Source organism: Lacipirellula sp. (assembly GCF_965279485.1).
Classification (GTDB): domain Bacteria; phylum Planctomycetota; class Planctomycetia; order Pirellulales; family Lacipirellulaceae; genus Lacipirellula.
Genome location: NZ_CBDIIC010000002.1, coordinates 3,848,357 through 3,867,216 on the forward strand (window position 1 = coordinate 3,848,357; position 18,860 = coordinate 3,867,216).

Consider the following 18,860-nt stretch of genomic DNA (forward strand, 5'->3'; position numbering starts at 1 on the left):
ATGGAATTGATGACGAATCCGCCAACCATATCGCCGCGCAACGACGTAACCTGGCTCCTAACGGGGCAGCTGGGAGCCGATCAGATTGCGCGCAGCGTGACCATCGCGAGTTGGCCCTTTGTCATCGGACGCAGCCCCAGCGTCACGCTCACGATCGCCAGCCCGACGGTGTCGAGTCAGCATGCCGAGTTGCGTTCGGAGAGCGGCGGACTAGTGGTCCGCGACTTGGGAAGCACCAACGGCACGTTCGTCAACGGCACGCGCGTCACGGGCGAGGCGGCTGTCCATGCGGGCGATCTGCTGCAGATCGCCGAGATCGTATTCCGCGTGACGGAGCAACGCGGCTACGTCGACTGCAAAACAATCGCCGGCGATTCGACCGATCGCGCGCTAGCGATGATTCAGTTCGACAAACTCATCGCAGAACGCGCCGTGCTGCCGCATTACCAACCAATTGTGGAGATGAGTAGCCAGCGGACGATTGGCTTTGAAGTGTTGGGGAGAAGCCCGCTGTTCGGGCTCAAGACGCCGCACGCGATGTTCTCGGCGGCGGCGCTGCTCGACCTTGAAGGCGAACTCAGCCGGATGCTGCGCGACGAGGGGGTCCGCTCAGCCTTATCGCTGCCCTCCAATCCTTTGGTGTTTGTGAACACCCATCCCGCCGAGCTGGAAGATGAGTCCCTGCTGGAGAAGTCGCTCCGCGAACTGCGCGCAGCGGCCCCAAGTGCAGCTCTCGTGTTAGAGATTCACGAAGCGGCGGCGACCAGCGTTCCGCAAATGCGAGCGTTACGACAGCTGCTCACCGAACTCGGCATGCAACTCGCTTACGACGACTTCGGCGCCGGCCAAGCGAGGTTGGTGGAACTCGGCGACGCGCCGCCCGATTATCTCAAGTTCGACATTCAGTTGGTGCGCGGCATCGACCACGCGAGCGCCGAACGGCAAAAAATGCTTGAAAGTTTGGTGAAGATTGTCGCCGATCTCGGCATCGTCAGTCTGGCCGAAGGCGTCGAGACGGCCGAGGAGCACGCCGTCTGTAAGGACATGGGCTTCGTTTACGGCCAAGGCTTCTACTACGGAACGCCCGCATCGGCCGGGACGTTCACGACGTGCGAGGCCCGCGTGACGCCCTGGCGACTATAGGCCCGAGGCTCGGCGGCCGGTATCTTGGAGGGAACTTTCATTTCCCCCACAGGCGGTCCTGCTGAGAGGAACCTCGATGAAGCCGTGGTCGTTGTTTGTCGCCGTTGCCCTGTCGTTCGTCGCCTCTTCAGCGTGGGCTCAACCCGCGATCGCTCCCGAAGAAGGCCGCCCCGTCGTCATGTGGGAAGACGCTCGGCCGCTAGTCGGACAGGTGGCGTACGTCTGCGGCAAAGTGATTGGCGTGCCAACCGTCGGCAAGATCACCTTCATCAACTTCGATACGCAACGGCCGGTCCGTTTCGCTGGCGTGATCTTCTCAGACAAGCTGACGAATTTTCCGAAGCCGCCCAGCGAGATGTACAACGGCAAGATCGTTCGCATTCGCGGTACCGTGTCGATGTTCAAGGACCAGCCGCAGATTGTGGTGACGAGCCCTGAGCAAATTGAGGTTCTCGACGCGCTGCCCAAGACGACGAAGCCGAAGCAGAACGCGGCGGTAGCGTCGAAGCCGGGCGAAGTCGTGGTGGCGGCATACAACGTCCTCAATCTATTCGACGAGCACGATGACCCCTACAAGGAAGATGAAGGCACGCCTGCCAAGCCCCGCGCTCAATTGGAGCACTTGGCGGCAAGCATTCGTGCCCTCAACGCCGACGTGATCGCCGTCGAAGAGGTGGAGAATCGGTTTTACTTGGAACGGTTCGTAAATACGTTCCTGCCGGAGATGGGTTACCGCGACGTGGTGCTGTTCGAAGGCAACGACGGCCGTGGCATCGACGTCGGATTGATTTCCCGCATCCCCGTCGGTGAAGTCCGCTCGCGGCGTCATCTGCGTTTCGAGGGACACGACGGCGGCGAAGCTCGCTTCAATCGCGACGTGCTCGCAGTGACGCTCGAACCCAAGGATGCGAAGCCGTTCGATGTATGGGTCGTTCACTTGAAGAGCAACGCTGGCGGCCGCGAGGCGGCCGAACCGATCCGTCTTGCCGAAGCCCGTGAAGTCCGCCATCTGCTTGATGCGGATCTAGCGGAGAACCCCGAGGCCCGCATCATTGTTACCGGCGATTTCAACGACACGCCGGAGAGCCAGACGCTGCAGACGATCGTCGGCAATGGCGACAAGGCGCTCTGGTCGGCTGGCAGCGACCAGCAAGACCCCGAAGCGGTGACCTACAACACGGGCGAGTACCGCTCGGTGATCGACTTCATTCTCTGCTCGCCTGCGATGCAAAAGCAGTACATCAAGGGGTCGCTCCGCATGCCGCAAGGTTCGATCGAAACGAGCGGTTCGGATCACAATCCGATCTCGGCGACGTTCAAGCTCAACTGAGATCGTCGCCTAACGCAGCTACTAGACGCATGCGATCGCAACTCGGCGATCGGCTGTAGGAACCGTCAGGTTAATCTTCTGCGAGCGCAGCCAGGGTGCGCCTGTGCGCAAAATTGTAGGAATCACGGGCGGGCGCGAGGTGCATTTGGCGTCGGTTGCGTAGAATCGGCTTAGGAGCCCCGTACCGCCCTACGATCCGCCCGCCGCCCTGGAACCGATATGCGTTCTACCGCCCGCCTGTTGTCAGTTGTTTGCGCCGTCCTCGCCTTTCACGTAGCCCATAGCACCTGCAATGCGCAGTACACCTATGGAATCGACGTCTCCAATTATCAGTCGAGTGCGAACTGGACGTCGCTGAAAAACGCGGGAACGATGTTCGCTTTCGTAAAGGCGACCGAAGGCGTTGATTTTGTCGACGCCAGCTTCACGAAGCACATGACGAACGCCAGTAATGCGGGCGTCTATGTCGGTCCCTATCACTTCGGGCGCATCAACAGCAACACGTCGAATCCCAACGACGCGATTGACGAAGCCAATGATTTCGTTGACGCGATCGCGCCGTACTACCAGCAGCCGGGAAGGTTTTTAAGGCCGGTGCTCGACGTCGAGAATACCCCCGGCTTGAGTACGACCGCCGCGAACAAAGCGTACATCTCCGAATGGGTGCGAGATTTTATCGGAGTGGTCCAGAACCGTCTGGGGATGGATCCAATCATTTATTGCAATACCAGCTACGCCGCAACTTACTTCACGACGGATCTCACGCAGTACGACCTGTGGGTTGCTAACTACAACTACTCCCCGCCCGCAATTCCGCCCGCCTCGATCGACGGCGTCTGGGACGGCTGGGATATCTGGCAGTACACTCAATCCGGAAGCGTTTCGGGAATTACCGGCAATGTCGATCGCGACGTCTACCAAGGAACGATGGATGAGTTCCTGACGCAGTTTCTTGCCGTCCCTCCTACGGGCGACTTCAACAAAGACGGAACCGTCGATGGCAATGACTTTCTCATCTGGCAACGCAATTTCGGACGCACGTCAGGCGTTTCGCTCGCCACTGGCGACGCCAACGGCGACAAACTGGTGAACGCCGACGATCTCCAAATTTGGAAGAGCGGATTTAGCGGAGCGGCAGCCGTCGCCAGCGTGTCGGCGGTTCCAGAACCGGCAACCGTAACCTTGGCAATTGCCGCGGGACTGGCGGTACTGAATTTCCGGCGTCGCAGAATGTAGCATCGACCACTCCGAGAGACGCTAGTCGGCTGCCGCTCGTTGGCTTACGCTATCGGCAGTCTTCTCACTCGTCTTCCGGGAGCTTTATCGATGCCGCACGAAGAATCGCTCAGCCCGCGCTCCGTCGTTTCTCGCCGTCGCTTCGCCGCCATCGGAGCCGCAACGCTTGCCGCGGCTCACGGTCTGCAGGGGCGGGCGCAAGGAGCGGAAGCTGCCGCTGGTTCGCCGTTGAAGCCGGGCATTACGCTGTTGTTCCAAGGCGACTCGATCACCGATGCCGGCCGCAGTCGCGAAGCAGCGGGAGAGGCGAACTCGCAACCTGCCCTGGGTAACGGTTACGCCTGGCTCGCCGCCTCGCAGTTGCTGGTCGATCGCCCTGGCGACGGCATCAAGATCTTCAACCGCGGCATCAGCGGCAATAAGGTTCCCAACCTCGACGAGCGCTGGCAAGCCGACTGCGTCGACCTGAAGCCGAACGTGCTGAGCATCCTCATCGGCGTCAACGACATCTGGCGGACGTTCGACCGCGGCGAGAATGGAACCGCTGAAATCTACGAAGAGGGTTACCACGCCCTTGTCAAGAAGACGAAAGCTGCGCTCCCCGACACGACGCTTGTCATCTGCGAGCCGTTCGTCCTTCGCTGCGGCGCTGTGACCGATGCGTGGTTCCCGAAATTCGACGGCTACCGCGCCGCTGCCAAACGAGTCGCCGAGCAAGCTGGGGCGATCTTCGTGCCGTTCCAGACGATGTTCGACGAAGCGTCCAAAATTGCACCGCCGGAACGCTGGGCCGGCGACGGCGTGCACCCCTCGGCTGATGGAGCGGCGCTGATGGCGCACACCTGGCGCCGCGTCGTCGACGGCGGCAGTGTGTGAGCGTTCTTCAATCATCATAAGCGAGCCGGGTCGTCCCGACCCCGGCGCGCTTGCGATGTTTCAGTAAAACAAAAAAGCGTAGAAATGAAACAAACGCCGGGGGCGAGACGCCCCGGCTCGCTGATTCGCGTTGCTAATCAACCGAACAGCAACGGCGCATCGCCGTCGCTTTCACGCTGCTCCCACTGCCGCCGCACTTCGCCGAGGCCGTAGACGCAGAGCTCAAAGTTGTCGCTCAGCCGTTTAAGCACCTCATCGGTCGCCGGTTCCTCCACGGCCGGCGGCAGAGTGCTCGCCAGCAGGTAGTTGCGCTTTCCTTGATCGCGGTAGTCGATGAGGCTGTCCGCCCTTCCCTGCCGCATCCGCTTGGCGATTTCTGGGTAAACGCCGAGCCAGAAGAGCGTGAAGTCGCCGATGTGGCGATGCGCTCGCCGTCGGGCAGAACCTTGCCGAGCTTGCGCCTCGGCCAGCATGTCGGCTACCTGCATTAGTCGCTCGCCGCGCGGCGTTCGCATTCCGTACATCGCATCGTTGCGCACGAATCGCACGAGCATCTCGGCGACGTAGTCGACGAGCGGCGGGTCGGCGACCCCCATGCGAACCGCGAACGCGTGCTCAGTGACGCCGGCGAAGAACCGGCGCAGCAGCTCATTTCGGTCGGGCAGATCAGCAGTCATCGGCAGACGCTCCTAAGGCGGTGGCGGAACGTGTCAGTACCGCGACCCAGACGCCTTTGATCCCTCAGGCGTCTCCGGTGGTGAGCGTCGAACAGAAGCGGACGACCCAACCACCGGATGGTGGGTCGCTATATAGGGCGGGATCGAGCCGACTCACGATCCACGCGAGAGGCCCAACCCGCTCAATTATAATTTCGGTTCGCTGCGCCGGTCAAATCCAGTTTGCCGGAAAGATCTCACCACAAAGGCTCCAAGGCACGAAGGAATGCCCACAAAGGGCGGTGAGCGCCCCTTAACCTTCGTGCACTCCTTCGAGTCTTTGTGTCTTCGTGGTTAGTCTTTTAGGGAAGCGCCTTAATAAGAGTCTCGACGTAGTCGCCGACTTCTTTAAGCACCTCCTCGCGCGGCCGCTCAGCGGCGGTGGCGATGCGGCGGACGATGGCCGAGCCGACGATGAGGCCGTCGGCGGCTGGGGCGAGCAACCGCACATGCTCCGGCTGGCTGACGCCGAAGCCGATGCAAATTGGCAGCTTAGTCTGCTCACGCAGCCAGGCGACGTTTTCCGCCAGTTCCGGCGGCAATTGCGTCCGCTCGCCAGTGATGCCGGCGACCGAGACGTAGTAGACGAACCCGGTCGAGGTCTCGCAAATCCGCAGGGCCCGGTCGCGCGGCGTCAGCGGCGTCACTAACTGAATCAGGCTAAGGCCCCGATCGCTGCAGATCTTCAGCAGGTGAGGCGATTCTTCCACCGGCAGGTCGGGAACAATCAGCCCCGCCACGCCAGCGGCCTTGGCGTCGTCGCAATACTTTTCGACGCCGTGGCGATAAACGATCGCATAGCTGACCATCGTCACCGCGGGGGCCGCGAGCTTCGGCGTCGTCTCGCCGAGCATCTTCAGGATGTCGCGTAGCTTGATTTTCTTCTCGAGCGCCCGCGTGTACGACGCCTGAATCACTGGCCCGTCGGCGATCGGGTCGCTGTACGGAATGCCGACCTCGCACATGTGGGCGCCCCGCTTCACCAGTTCCTGGAGCACAGCAGAGGTGAACGCGACGTCGGGATCGCCCGCCGTAATGAACGGCATGAGCGCCTTGCGGTTCTCGGAGCGGAGCTTGGCGAAGAGTTGATCAATCGAGCTCATTCGAGCGTTGGTCCTTAAGTCTTTTCGAGTAAGCATGTACCAGTTCTTGGTACTGATTGCTGCTTTCGTATGTCGGTGTGAATTTCTGGTTCAGTGACTGCAGCTCTTTCAGCACCAACTTGGGGTCGCCGTTCTGTAAGCCGTCGATCGGGGCTTCGATAAATTCCTGGCTAGTGAAGCTGTAGTACGAGTTCGTTTCGAAGCGGGCTCCGACCATCGCAAAAAAGGCCAAGCAAACGACTCCGAGCATGGCTCCTAGGCCTAGTACGATTCGCAACCAAACTCGAGGCTGGAATTCGGCGACCAGCCAAGCCAGCGGCATGACTCCAGCGATGGCGACGATCAGCCAGAGAGTATTGTCCATGCGAGGTCCTGCGGCCTACCCGAACTTCACGCCCTTAATCCGAGCAATCTCGCTCGCATCCTTGTCCCCGCGCCCGCTGAGACAAACCACAATGACGTCGTCCTTCGCCCGGCCCTTCGCCAGTTCCATTCCTTTGGCAATCGCGTGCGAACTCTCGAGCGCTGGCATGATCCCCTCGGTCGAAGCCAATGCATCGAACGCCCGCATCGCCTCGTCGTCGCGGCAGCTGGTGTATCGAACGCGCCCGGCATCCTTCCAGTAGCTATGCTCGGGGCCGACGCCGGGGTAATCGAGGCCGGCCGACATCGAGTGAACGTCGCTCGTCTGGCCATCCTCGTCTTGCATCACGTAGCTGAAGCTACCGTGCAGCACGCCGGGGCTGCCGTAGGTAAGCGGCGCCGCGTGCTCGCCGGGATCGTTGCTTCGGCCGCCCGCTTCAACACCGACGAGTTCGACGTTCTTGTGCTCAACGAACGGGTAGAACATCCCAGCCGCGTTGCTGCCGCCGCCGACGCAGGCGACCGCCATGTTCGGCAGCCGGCCGATCCGCTCGATCGACTGTTCGATCGTCTCGCGGCCAATGATCGCCTGGAAGTCGCGGACGATCATCGGGAACGGATGCGGCCCCACCACTGAGCCGAGAATGTAGTGCGTGTCGCCGACGCTCGACATCCAGTCGCGCATCGCTTCGTTCACGGCGTCGCGGAGCGTGCGGCTGCCGCTGGTCACAGGGCGAACTTCGGCGCCAAGCAGTTTCATCGAAAACACGTTCGGCGCTTGGCGACGGATATCTTCCTCGCCCATGTAGACGACGCACGGCAGGCCAAAGTGGGCGCACGCCGTCGCCGTCGCGACCCCGTGCTGCCCGGCGCCCGTCTCGGCGATCACCCGCTTCTTCCCCATCCGCAGGGTAAGCAGCGCCTGGCCGATCGTGTTGTTGATCTTGTGGGCGCCCGTGTGGTTCAGGTCTTCCCGCTTCAGCCAGATCTGGGCCCCGCCGACCTGCTCGCTCAGCCGCTTGGCGTGGTACAGGGGCGACGGCCGCCCGACGAAGTACTTCAGCAGTTCGTCGAGTTCCGCCTGAAAGGCAGCGTCGGCCCGCGCCTTCTTGTACTCCGCCTCGAGTTGGTCGAGAGCGTAGACAAGCGTTTCCGGGACGTATCGTCCGCCGAAGCTGCCAAACCGCCCCTGATTGTCGGGGACGGTCGCCGCGGCGTCACGCTTTGCAGCGCTGTTTGTTATATTGGTGCTCACCGTTCAGATTCCTCCAACCCCCGATTGTCGATGGCGGCCGACGATCTAGCAAGGCGGGGGAGTCGACGGTTCGCGCGAGATCACTTTTCTAGAGGCTGGAGACGCCAAGAAGATGAGTCGGGGGCTGAAAACATTGGGTGAAACCGTGATGCGACGGGTTTTAGCCGCCGGCCTGTGGGCTGGAATTCTGCTTGTCCTGGCATCGACCCGCGTGGTAACCGCTCAAACCCCGCCGCCAGTCGACGCCGACATTCTTCTCCGCGGGGGACAAGTCCTCGACGGCACAGGTTCGCCAGCCGTGACTGCCGACGTCGCCATCATCGGCGACCGCATCGTGGCGGTTGGCCAACTCACGCCGGGCAAAATCGGCGAAACGATCGACTGCACCGGCCTGATCGTCGCCCCTGGGTTCATCGACCTCCACAACCACAGCGACGAATCGATCGTCGCCGACGAAACCCGCACCGCGGAAAACTACATCCGCCAAGGCTGCACGACGCTGGTCACCGGCAACTGCGGCGGCGGAGCGGTCGACGTCGCCAAGTATCTCGCCGAGATCGACGCTCACGGCGCAGGCACAAACATCGCCCACCTTATCCCGCATGGCTCCACCCGAGCCTTGGTGCTCGGCCGCCGGCAAGTCGATCCGACGCCCGAAGAGTTGGCCAAGCTGCAAGAATTCGTCGACAAGGGGATGCGCGAAGGCGCCTGGGGCATCGCGACCGGCCTCATTTACATCCCGGGAGCTTATTCGAAGATCGACGAGCTCGCCGCGATGACCGAGCCGGTTGGCCGGCACGGCGGCATCTACGCCAGCCACATCCGCAGCGAAGACAACGCCCTGTTAGAAGCGGTGAGCGAAGCGATCGAAATCGGCCGCCGCGCGAATACGCCGGTGCACGTTTCTCACCTGAAGGCCTCCGGCAAACCGTATTGGGGCATGGTCCGCGCGGCCGCGAAGCTGATCGAAGACGCCCAAGCTGCGGGCCAACGCGTCACTGCCGACCAGTACCCTTACACCGCCAGCAGTACGTCGCTCGAAGCGATGCTCCTCCCCGATTGGGCCCGCGAAGGTGGCCGCGAAGCGACCATGGCGAGGCTCGCCGATCCAGCGCAGCTTGAAAAGATCCGCCCTGCTCTGCAGATCGCGCTCGATGAACGCCCCCGCGTTCGCATCGTCTCGTACAGTCCGAAACCGGAATACACCGGTAAGGCGATCCACGAAATCGCCGCCGCCGAGGACCGGCCCCAGATCGAAGTCGCCATCGAATTGCTGAGAGACGGCAGCCCCGCGGCGATCAACTTCGGCATGACAGAAGAAGACGTCCGCTTCGTGATGCAGCGCCCCTGGGTCGCGACTGCCTCCGATGGCTCGGTGAAAGAACCGAGCGGCGACATGGTTCACCCGCGTAGTTTCGGCACGTTCCCGCGGAAGATTGGCTACTACGCCATCAAAGAAAAGGTGCTGCCGCTCGAGCAGGCGGTAAGAAGTGCGAGCGGTTTGCCCGCAGACGTGCTCGGCTTCGTCGACCGTGGCTACCTGAAGCCCGGCCAATTCGCCGATGTGGTTGTCTTCAACCCAGAGGCGATCATCGACGGCGCAACGTTCGATCAACCATTCGAAGCGCCACAGGGAATTCCGTGGGTCTTCGTCAACGGAAAAGCAGCCATTAGAAACGGCGAGCCGACGAAGTCGCTCTCAGGTCGGGCGCTGCGACATATGTCGAAGCTTCCGCAATAAGAGCAACTCGTCGGCTCAACCTTCTCTGCTATTTCTTCTACTGTGCGTTTGTCGCACTAGCTCTGGTCGCTAGACAACAGGCGGACGACGTCCCGCCACCAAGCTCACCAGGAACAGTACGATGAAGACAACGAACAGCACCTTGGCAATCCAAGCGGCCGTACCGGCTACAGCACCGAGGCTTAGCGCCCCTGCCACCAGAGCCACGATCAGAAAAATAAGTGCCCAGCGTAACATGGCGTCCTCCGAAGCAAGCGCTAGATGATGCCTTGGTCAGTTGTCGGAACCATGCCCGAGCTTTCCACCGCCGCGGCGTTGATTGCTAGCGGACGCAATCGCCGTGCCATATCGTGCGGCGGCCACTTCTTCCGGATAACCGTCACCGGCCCGAAGTTTGCGTAGCCGCTGAGCGTTCTCCAACCAAGGAGTTCCCTTCCAACTGGTTTCCAATCGAGCAACGGAGTCGTGCCATGGGCACTGTCGGCGCCATCATCTCTTGGATCGTTTTCGGGTTCGTCATTGGGCTCCTCGCCCGGGCCCTATATCCCGGTAAGCAGAAAATCGGCGTCCCTAATACCATCGCCCTCGGCATCGGCGGCTCAATCGTGGGCGGCCTCATCGCGTGGGCGCTCGGATATCGGCCCGATGGCGGAGCATTCCAGGGGGCGGGGTGGATTATGTCGATCGTCGGCGCCCTCATTGTGGTGTGGGGCGCGACCGCAATGGGCGGCAAGCGGGTTGAATAGTTAGGCGAACGCCCCACGGCGATCGTGCGTATAGGCCCTGCGGCCTGATTGTGTGGGCGTAGACCGCTCTAGCGAGCGGTCTGCGCCCACGCCGGCACACGGTATGCACCTACGCGGATGGTGCAGCGCCGCTCCGCACGGGCGGGGCGCCCCTTTTCTCGCAGCATCTTTGATCCAGGCAGCTTGAGCAGTGATTGCGGCAACGGAGCTACATATGGCGGAACAGGGGGCAGGCCGCGTCAAGATCGCTCTGGCCGACGACGAACCCGATCTACGGTCGACAATGGCTCGTTTGCTGGGGCTGCTTGGCCATGAAGTCGTCTATTCCGCTTCGAACGGCGCCGAGCTACTGCAAGCATGCGCTGACCAACATGTCGATCTCGTCATCCTCGATCTCGACATGCCAGTGATGGATGGTCTCACCGCGGCGGAAGAGTTGGCCGAGCGCGGCATTCCCGCGGTGCTCGTCTCCGGTCACCCGGACATCGAAGAGGTCGTGCTTGAGCACGAACCTGTGGTGACGCGCATTATGAAGCCCGCTACGGTCGACAAACTTCGCGACGCCATTCGCGTCGCGCTGTTGCGGCGGTAAGGTCGCACTAACAGGCGTTGCGCAAGGCCGCGGCCGTGGCCGCCACGCTGTTCTGTACGACGACGCGGTACTCCGCACCGTGGAAGAACCGCTGATCGCACAAATTGATCGACGCCGTCGGCGCGATCGACCGATCATCCGCCGGCCCCGAAGCGCCGATGTGGACCTGTCGCAGCCCCGACGCGGTCAGCACGTTGCCAACATTGTCGGCGTTGATGCCGCCGCCCGCCATCAGCTCGATTCGTCCCGCGGCCCGCGTCGCTAGTTCGTGTAGCTTCGCACTGCCAGCCAGTGCCGCCGGTTCGCCGCCGCTGGTGAGGATGCGCGTTACCTTCAATTCGATGAGCGTATCGAGCGCCGCGAATTGGTCTACCGTGAAGTCGAACGCCCGATGCATTACCGTGTCGCGCGTCCCCGCGCGGGCGATGATTTCGCGCGAGCGGGCGGCGTCGAGGCGGCCCCGCTGATCGAGGATCCCAAACGCCACGCCCGCCGCGCGGGCCGCCAGAAATCGTTCAGCGTCGCGGAGCATCGCCGCGAACTCGTCCGCGTCGTAACAAAACCCGCCTGCCCGCGGACGCAGCATCGCAATCACCGGCACGCTGCTCGCTGCAACGACCGTCTCGACCAACCCGATCGAGGGCGTCAGCCCGCCGACCTCGAGTCCCGAGCAAAGCTCCAGCCGGTCGGCGCCGGCGGTGATCGCAGCCCGCGCATCGGCCACCGAGCCAACGCAAACTTCCAGGGTAATTTTCTCAGCAGGTAGGGCGGTCGTCATGGCGTCGGCGGTTCAGTAGGCGGCATGGGGCGAAGCAGAGCGACACAATATATCGCCTGCTCCCGGCTGCCGACGAGTCCCCGCTTGCTCTTCACGCCTCCGTGGTCGCTAGTTCCGCCTTCGGTCCGAAAAACTCATAGTGAATCCGCGCGTCGTCGACGCCCTCCGCCCGCAGGGAGCGGATCACGCTCGACATGAACAGCTTCGGCCCGCAGATGTAATACTCGGCGTCGAGCGCCGGAGCGATCGATTTCAGGAGCGCCGCATCGAGGACTCCGGTGCTGTTGCAACGCCGCTCAGCGACGTCGTCTGCGAGTGGAGCATCGTAGCGGACGTGCACCGACACGTTCGGCGCCGCGGCTGCCAATCGGCGAACCTCGTCGACATGCGAATGCACTCGACTATTCCGCGCGGCGTGCACAAAGTGAAGCGGTCGTGCAGAGCCTTCGGCCGCGAGCGCGTGGGCCATCGACAGCAGCGGCGTGATGCCGATCCCGCCCGAGAGCAACACCACCGGCGTCGTCGCAGCAGTGTCGGAAGCAAGCGTAAACTCCCCGCACGGAGGCCCGACGTTCAACCTGTCCCCCACGCGCACATTGTCATGCAAATAGTTCGAGATCAACCCGCCCGGCGCGCCTGCCGCAGGGCTCGCTTCGCGCTTCACGCTAATGCGATAGTAGTCGCGCCCCGGCCGATCGGAGAGGCTGTAGTTCCGCGGCGACGTCGGCGTGACCGGATGATCGACCTGCACGGTGATATACTGCCCCGGTTTGAACGCCGCGATCGGACGGCCATCGGCCGGCTTCAAGTAGAGCGACACGACAACGTCGCTCTCCACCTCGCGACGATCGACGACGAACGACCGATAGCCATTCCAGCCGCCCGGCGCCGCCGCTTGCTCGCGATAAATCTCCGCCTCGCGAGCGATGAAAATCCCCGCGAGGAATCCATACGCCTCGCCCCACGCCGCCAGGACTTCTTCCGTCACGGCGTCGCCAAGGATGTCGACGATCGCCAGCAGCAGGTACTTGCCGACAATCGGGTAATGCTCCGGCTGAATGCCCAGGGAGCAATGCTTCTGGGCAATCAGTTCGACCGCCGGGCCGAGGGCGCCGAGGTTATCAATGTTGGCGGCGTACGCGCAAATCGCGCCGGCAAGAGCCCGCTGTTGGCCGCCCGAATGTTGGTGGGCCTGATTGAAAAAGGCCTTCACTTCAGGGTTCCCCGCGAACATCTGCGCGTAGAAGCGGCGGGTGATCGCCTCGGCATTCGCGGCGACCGCGGGGGCGGTCTGCTTAACAATCGCAATCGTCTGGTCGGTGAGCATGGCAACCTGCTGCGTTGAAGGTGCGAAAGAAAATGACGCAATGGTCGCCGGCCGGCTCTCTCCGAATCATAGAATAAAAATACTTCACGTCAATATGTAGATTTAAGCGAGGCCATTCTTTGTCGCTACGACAAATCCGGCCGCTCCTCTAGAATTGAGACGAAGTCGCCCACCGCCCTGCCCCACAGGCTGCAGATGCTCTCAAAGACTGCCGAATACGCCCTCCGCGCCGCCGTTTGGATGGCCAGCGCCGAGCGACCTGCCGCCGCCGATCAGTTGGCGGAAGTCACGAAAGTCCCGCGCCGTTACTTGCACAAGGTGCTGCAGGATCTGGTGAAGGCCGGCCTGGTGCGCTCGCAGCCGGGGCCCGGCGGCGGCTACTCGCTAGCGGTCGCCGCCGAGGAAGTGACGATCCTCGCCGTCGTCACCGCGGTCGCGCCGCTGGAGCGCATCACCCACTGCCCGCTCGGGCTGCCGTCGCACACGAAGCTCTGTCCGCTCCACAAGGAACTTGACCGCGTCTACGCGTACGCCGAAGAAAGCCTCGGCCGCGTGACGCTCGCGCAGCTGGTCAATTCGAAAAGCAAGATCGTGCCGCTCTGCGACATCAAGCTCTAAGTCGGCCGTCGCGCCTAGCGCGTAAAATCATCGGGCCGCAACGCCACGCGCTCGTTCGACTCCGCCGCAGCGTCGTCGCGCTCGTCGCTGGCGTTCGACTCGGGCAGTTCGTCCTTGCCTTCAAACTTGGCGGCGACGTGAATGCCGGTCATCTGGTGATCAACGGCAATCTCCGCCGTCTTGCAGCCGCTCAGGTAACCGCAGGTCACGATCGTTGCTAGCAGTAGCCACGTACGCATGGCTCTCTCCTTATGCTGGCACAGCCGAATTGGGCTGGCAGGTTGGAGTAATGCACGCCGCGTGCCATGTAGCGGATATCGTTGTCCGCCAATGGTTTCCTGCCGAGAGAGGCTGCGTTTCGCCTTCCAGAGACGCGCAGCGATGCTCGCGGAACTCTCACGACGTGCGCCAACCGTCCAATCGCCGAGGATTTTTCTAAAAATCGCCCGCGATCAATGAAAGATTAAAGTATGCGCCGCTCGTCTGCCGACAGGCCGGCGCTACTTCTTCGCTTTCGCTTCGAGTCGTTTCTCGCGCCGCTGCAACTCGCGTCGCGCCGTTTTGGCGAACGAACGGTCGAGCCGCGCCAGCCGCATGCGGCGAACGTCGAGCACCTTGCCCTCTCGCTCTGGCGTCTTCACCAAGACGAACGGCAGGCAAACGTCGATCACTTCCAGCGGTGCCGCCTCGTCGCACGGCACGCTGCGGATGCGCACGAGTTCGTCGCGAGGATGAAGCGCATCATCATCGTCCCAGTACCACGACGGCCATTCGCTCACGACGTGCAACGCCGTCACGTAGTCGCCGCGGCGGATCTCTTCCGGCGCGAGCGACTTCGCCAGCGAGGCGGTTCCGCGCGTCGTCGAGGTTTCAGTAGTGTCGGAACAACGGCCCATGCCGAGCAGACAGTGGCTGTGCCGCGAAAGTTCGCGGCACAGCCGAGTTCCACTCGAAGATCGCTAGCACGATCCTCTTCAGTCCCAACTGAGGGTCGATGCACTCTGGTACTCCGTGACGCGAGTCTCGAAAAAATTCTTCTCCTTCGCGAGGTCCATCGTCTCGCTCATCCAGGGAAATGGATTCGACGACCCATACTGCGGCGCCAGGCCGATCCGCTCCAAGCGACGATCAGCGATGAACTGCACGTAGTCGCGGAACAGATCGCCGTTGAGCCCTAGAATGCCCCGCGGCAGCACGTCGTGGGCGTAGTCGATCTCTAGCTCGACGGCGAGTCGAACGCGTTCGATCATCGCCGCCTGAAATTCCGCCGTCCACAACTCTGGGTTCTCGTAGCGAATCCCGTTAATGAGATCGATGCCGAAGTTCAGGTGGATCGACTCGTCGCGCAAGATGTACTGAAACTGCTCGCCGATGCCGGTCATGAGGTTCCGCCGATGGAACGATAGCACCATCACGAAGCCGGTGTAGAAAAAGATCCCTTCCATGATCAGGTAGTAGCCGATCAAGTTCTTCAAGAACGCCTGCGCCCCTTCGAACGTGTCGGTCGTGAAGTCGGGGCTGAGAATCTCCGCCGTCAGCTCCATCTCGAGCTCGTCCTTGCGGGCGATCGACGGCACTTCGTGGTACATGTTGAAGACCTCTCCCTCGTTGAGGCCGAGGCTCTCGACGATGTAGAGGAACGTGTGCGAGTGGACCGCCTCTTCAAACGCTTGTCGCAGGAGATACTGCCGGCACTCGGCGTTCGTCACGTGGCGGAAGATCGCCAGCACCAGGTTATTGCCGACCAGGCTCTCGGCCGTCGAGAAGAAGCCGAGGTTGCGGAGAATTACGCGGCGTTCGTCGTCGGTCAGCTTGCTCGACTTCCACGTTTCGATGTCTTTGTGCATCGGCACTTCGGTCGGCATCCAGTGGTTTGCGCACCCATTGAGGTAGTGCTCCCACGCCCAGCGGTACTTCAGCGGCATCAGCTGGTTGACGTCGACTTCGTTGCAATTGATCAGCCGCTTCGCACGGGCGTCGACGCGGCCAGTGGCGGGAGCAGCGGGGAGAGAGTTCGGGGCATCGGCAGTCAGAAACATATCGAGAATCGCTTTCGCAGATAATTTTTGAAGTATGTAATGGAGCGGAATTGGAAGTCGCCAGTCCGCTTATTGGCAAGCTTCGCAGGTCGGATCGTCGAGGCTGCACGCCGCCGTGGCGACTGGCTCGCTCTCGCGGTGGATCTCGACGTCGCTCGAGGCGCTCCGGTTCTTCATCCACTTCGGCTGCACGCCGAAGCGGTTGACGTCGAGCGTCGACTTCTCCACCTGCGTCGCGGCGAGCGTGCGGAGGTAGTAGGTCGTCTTGAGTCCCAGCTCCCACGCTAGCTGATACATGTCGTGCATCTTGCGGCCGCTCGGTTCGGAGAGATACAGGTTGAGCGACTGCCCCTGATCGATCCACTTCTGCCGACGAGCGGCGCACGCGATCAGCCACTTCGGCGCCACTTCGAACGCCGTGAGAAAGCGCTGCCGCAGTTCGAGCGGAATCCGGCCGATGTTTTGCAGCTGTCCGTCGTGGTACTTCAGCTCGTCGAGCATCGCCCCGTCCCACAGGCCGCGCCGCTTCAACTCCGCCACCAACGGCTCGCTCACTTGCGTGAACTCGCCCGAGAGATTGCTCTTCGCGTAGAGATGCTTGTACGCCGGCTCGATCGATTGCGAGACGCCGATGATCGTCGAGATCGTCGCCGTCGGCGCGATCGCCAGCACGTTGCTGTTGCGCATCCCGTGGGCGGCGATCGATGCGCGGACCGGCGACCAATCGAGCCACCCCGTGCGGTCGATCGGAATCGGCACGTCCCGCGCTTCTTCGAGGAGTTGCAGCGTATCGATCGGCAGCAGTCCTCGCTCCCACTTCGAACCGGGGTAGCTCTGGTAAGCGCCCCGCTCGGCCGCCAGTTGCGATGACGCCAGTAGCGCGTAGTACGAGATCGCCTCCATGCTCCGATCGGCGAACGCCACCGCCTCGTCACTTGCGTAGCTCAGCCCGAGTGCGTAGAGGGCGTCTTGAAAACCCATCAGCCCTAGCCCCACCGGCCGATGCCGCTGGTTCGAGTTGGCCGCCTCGGGCGTCGGGTAGAAGTTGACGTCGATCACGTTGTCGAGCATCCGCACCGCGACCGTCACCGTCGCTTCGAGCTTCGCCATATCGAGCGCCCCGTCGACGATGTGTGCCGCGAGATTGACCGAGCCAAGATTGCAGACCGCCGTTTCGTCGGCCGAGGTGTTCAGCAAAATCTCCGTGCACAGGTTGCTGCTATGCACCACGCCCTCATGGTCCTGCGGCGAGCGGATGTTCGACGGATCTTTGAACGTGATCCAAGGGTGCCCCGTTTCGAACAGCCGCGTCAGCATCTTTCGCCACAAGTCGGCGGCGGGGACGCGGCGGAACAGCTCGATCTCCCCCTCGTCGGCCATCCGCTCGTACTGCTCGTAGCGAGCTTCGAACTCGCGGCCGTACAGATCGTGCAGGTCGCTCACTTCGTTCGGGCTGAAAAGCGTCCAATCGGCCTTCTGCCGCACGCGCTTCATGAACAGGTCGGGAATCCAGTTCGCCGTGTGCATGTCGTGCGTCCGACGGCGATCGTCGCCGGTGTTCTTCCGCAGTTCGAGAAACTCCTCGACGTCGAGATGCCACGTTTCGAGATAACTGCAGACGGCGCCTTTTCGTTTACCGCCTTGGTTCACGGCCACCGCGGCGTCGTTCACTACTTTGAGGAACGGAATCACCCCCTGGCTGCGGCCGTTCGTCCCGCGAATGTGGGAGTTGGTGGCGCGAATGTTCGTCCAATCGTTCCCCAGCCCGCCGGCCCATTTTGATAGCAGCGCGTTGTCCGACACCACCTTGAAGATGTGGCCGAGGTCGTCGCTCACGGTGCTGAGGTAGCACGAGCTAAGCTGCGGATGCGGCGTGCCGGCGTTGAACAGCGTCGGCGTCGCGGAAGTAAAGCGGAAGGTCGACAGAATCTCGTAGAACTCGATCGCCCGCTCTTCGCGGGCCGCTTCCCGCAGCGCCACGCCCATCGCCACCCGCATCCAAAAGTATTGCGGCGTCTCGATCCGCCGGCCGTTCACGTGCAGCAGGTAGCGGTCGTAGATCGCCTGCAAGCCGAGGTAATGGAACTGTGCATCCCGCTCCGGTTTCATCGCCGCGGCGAGTTTTTCTAGGTCGAACTCACGCAACTCCGCCGACAGTCGGCCCGCACGAATGCCGTCGATGATGTAGTGCTCGAACTGATGCTGATGGAGTCGATCGAGCGACCGCGCATCGGGCGTTTCGCCGAGCGCTTCCTGGTAGATAACGTTGCGCATCAGCCGCGAGGTGACGACGTCATACGCCGGATCGCGTTCAATCCGCGAACGGGCGGCCAGAATCTGCGCGCGGTAGATCTCGTTGATCGAGATCCCGTCGAAGACCGACCGCAGCACTTCGTCGACCAACTCCTCGACGTCGACAACTTCTTCGAACCCCGTCGCTGCCTCGGCGAGCCGCTTGCGAATCCGTCGCGCATCGAACGGCACGCGACTGCCGTCGGCGAGCGTCACCTGCACGGTTGGCGGCGCCGTGACGAGCGCTTCGCCGCGAATCGCCCGCATTTTGGCGTGTTCGGCGCGATAGATGATGTACCGCCGCGCGACGCGGTAATGGCCGCGGGCCATCAGCTCCATCTCGACGATGTCTTGGATACGCTCGACGCTCACCCCTTCGCCCTGATTCGCCAGCGGCGAGACGTCGTCCGACACCGACTGCAGCACGCCTGCCACGTCGGCGGCCACGTCGTCATCGAGCGGCGCACTGGCGGCGATGTTCAGTTCCGCGCGAAACGCATTGGCGATCGCGCCGCGGATGCGGTCGAGTTCAAACGGAACGTGACGGCCGTCGCGTTTGCGGACGATCCATTCGTGGGGGGCGCACAGCATGAGAGTGACTCCTCTCCCTATCGACCCGATAGGGGACAGCGGGTTTCCCGGAACCAAACCGGTGAACGCCGATCGAGGAATCGTGCGAGAGTGCAGTCGCGAGAGAGCCAGCGC

The 18,860-nt window shown here is 62.3% G+C and carries 19 protein-coding genes; 8 read left to right on the top strand and 11 right to left on the bottom strand.

The genetic code is table 11. The features are described 5' to 3' along the window. Positions 1-9: 9 nt before the first annotated feature. The 4 genes from ACQY7R_RS23015 to ACQY7R_RS23030 all read left to right on the top strand — a co-directional run bounded on the left by ACQY7R_RS23015 (position 10) and on the right by ACQY7R_RS23030 (position 4,585). A complete protein-coding gene (locus ACQY7R_RS23015) occupies positions 10-1,143 on the top strand; it encodes an EAL domain-containing protein (protein ID WP_428307895.1) in 1,134 nt (377 codons plus the stop codon). 76 nt (positions 1,144-1,219) lie between these two features. After that, the gene (locus tag ACQY7R_RS23020) at positions 1,220-2,473 is read left to right on the top strand and encodes an endonuclease/exonuclease/phosphatase family protein (RefSeq protein WP_428307896.1); all 1,254 of its coding nucleotides are present in this window, start codon (positions 1,220-1,222) and stop codon (positions 2,471-2,473) included. A 219-nt stretch (positions 2,474-2,692) separates the two neighbouring features. Continuing rightward, entirely contained in the window at positions 2,693-3,709 is a 1,017-nt protein-coding gene (locus ACQY7R_RS23025; RefSeq protein ID WP_428307897.1) for a GH25 family lysozyme, read from the top strand. A gap of 90 nt (positions 3,710-3,799) precedes the next feature. Then, positions 3,800-4,585, top strand: coding sequence for an SGNH/GDSL hydrolase family protein (locus ACQY7R_RS23030; RefSeq protein WP_428307898.1), 786 nt, complete (start codon positions 3,800-3,802; stop codon positions 4,583-4,585). Between the two features lie 137 nt (positions 4,586-4,722). On the opposite strand, the gene ACQY7R_RS23035 is transcribed toward ACQY7R_RS23030, so the two are convergent. From ACQY7R_RS23035 to trpB, 4 genes are all read right to left on the bottom strand, one after another. Continuing rightward, positions 4,723-5,262 carry a hypothetical protein gene (locus ACQY7R_RS23035; RefSeq protein WP_428307899.1) on the bottom strand — a complete coding sequence of 180 codons (540 nt, stop codon included), beginning with the start codon at positions 5,260-5,262 and terminating at the stop codon, positions 4,723-4,725. A gap of 341 nt (positions 5,263-5,603) precedes the next feature. Next, a complete protein-coding gene (gene trpA / locus ACQY7R_RS23040) occupies positions 5,604-6,404 on the bottom strand; it encodes a tryptophan synthase subunit alpha (protein ID WP_428307900.1) in 801 nt (266 codons plus the stop codon). Next, the gene (locus ACQY7R_RS23045) at positions 6,391-6,768 is read right to left on the bottom strand and encodes a hypothetical protein (RefSeq protein ID WP_428307901.1); all 378 of its coding nucleotides are present in this window, start codon (positions 6,766-6,768) and stop codon (positions 6,391-6,393) included. The genes trpA and ACQY7R_RS23045 overlap by 14 nt, the downstream gene beginning before the upstream one ends. 15 nt (positions 6,769-6,783) lie before the next feature. Next, entirely contained in the window at positions 6,784-8,010 is a 1,227-nt protein-coding gene (gene trpB, locus ACQY7R_RS23050; protein WP_428308915.1) for a tryptophan synthase subunit beta, read from the bottom strand. A gap of 160 nt (positions 8,011-8,170) precedes the next feature. On the opposite strand from trpB, the gene ACQY7R_RS23055 reads away from it, so the two are divergent. Next, positions 8,171-9,763, top strand: coding sequence for an N-acyl-D-amino-acid deacylase family protein (locus ACQY7R_RS23055; protein WP_428307902.1), 1,593 nt, complete (start codon positions 8,171-8,173; stop codon positions 9,761-9,763). 69 nt (positions 9,764-9,832) lie between these two features. Here ACQY7R_RS23055 and ACQY7R_RS23060 read toward each other — a convergent pair whose 3' ends face one another. Continuing rightward, complete coding sequence (locus ACQY7R_RS23060; protein ID WP_428307903.1) at positions 9,833-10,000, bottom strand: DUF1328 domain-containing protein; 168 nt, start codon at positions 9,998-10,000, stop codon at positions 9,833-9,835. A gap of 233 nt (positions 10,001-10,233) precedes the next feature. Between ACQY7R_RS23060 and ACQY7R_RS23065 the strand changes: the two genes are divergently transcribed. Next, the gene (locus tag ACQY7R_RS23065) at positions 10,234-10,509 is read left to right on the top strand and encodes a GlsB/YeaQ/YmgE family stress response membrane protein (RefSeq protein WP_428307904.1); all 276 of its coding nucleotides are present in this window, start codon (positions 10,234-10,236) and stop codon (positions 10,507-10,509) included. Positions 10,510-10,723: 214 nt separating this feature from the next. After that, complete coding sequence (locus ACQY7R_RS23070; protein ID WP_428307905.1) at positions 10,724-11,101, top strand: response regulator; 378 nt, start codon at positions 10,724-10,726, stop codon at positions 11,099-11,101. Between the two features lie 7 nt (positions 11,102-11,108). On the opposite strand, the gene ACQY7R_RS23075 is transcribed toward ACQY7R_RS23070, so the two are convergent. Both ACQY7R_RS23075 and hmpA read right to left on the bottom strand, forming a co-directional pair. Next, complete coding sequence (locus tag ACQY7R_RS23075; protein WP_428307906.1) at positions 11,109-11,879, bottom strand: copper homeostasis protein CutC; 771 nt, start codon at positions 11,877-11,879, stop codon at positions 11,109-11,111. A gap of 91 nt (positions 11,880-11,970) precedes the next feature. Further along, complete coding sequence (gene hmpA, locus ACQY7R_RS23080; protein ID WP_428307907.1) at positions 11,971-13,206, bottom strand: NO-inducible flavohemoprotein; 1,236 nt, start codon at positions 13,204-13,206, stop codon at positions 11,971-11,973. Positions 13,207-13,401: 195 nt separating this feature from the next. Here hmpA and ACQY7R_RS23085 point away from each other — a divergent pair, with 195 nt between their 5' ends. Beyond that, a complete protein-coding gene (locus tag ACQY7R_RS23085) occupies positions 13,402-13,824 on the top strand; it encodes an RrF2 family transcriptional regulator (protein WP_152097240.1) in 423 nt (140 codons plus the stop codon). Between the two features lie 14 nt (positions 13,825-13,838). On the opposite strand, the gene ACQY7R_RS23090 is transcribed toward ACQY7R_RS23085, so the two are convergent. From ACQY7R_RS23090 to ACQY7R_RS23105, 4 genes are all read right to left on the bottom strand, one after another. Further along, on the bottom strand, positions 13,839-14,063 hold the full coding sequence (locus tag ACQY7R_RS23090) for a hypothetical protein (protein ID WP_428307908.1): 225 nt from the start codon (positions 14,061-14,063) through the stop codon (positions 13,839-13,841). Positions 14,064-14,324: 261 nt separating this feature from the next. After that, on the bottom strand, positions 14,325-14,720 hold the full coding sequence (locus ACQY7R_RS23095) for a hypothetical protein (protein WP_428307909.1): 396 nt from the start codon (positions 14,718-14,720) through the stop codon (positions 14,325-14,327). 78 nt (positions 14,721-14,798) lie between these two features. Next, entirely contained in the window at positions 14,799-15,863 is a 1,065-nt protein-coding gene (locus ACQY7R_RS23100) for a ribonucleotide-diphosphate reductase subunit beta (RefSeq protein ID WP_428307910.1), read from the bottom strand. A gap of 69 nt (positions 15,864-15,932) precedes the next feature. Further along, a complete protein-coding gene (locus ACQY7R_RS23105; RefSeq protein ID WP_428307911.1) occupies positions 15,933-18,746 on the bottom strand; it encodes a ribonucleoside-diphosphate reductase subunit alpha in 2,814 nt (937 codons plus the stop codon). Between the last annotated feature and the right edge of the window lie 114 nt (positions 18,747-18,860).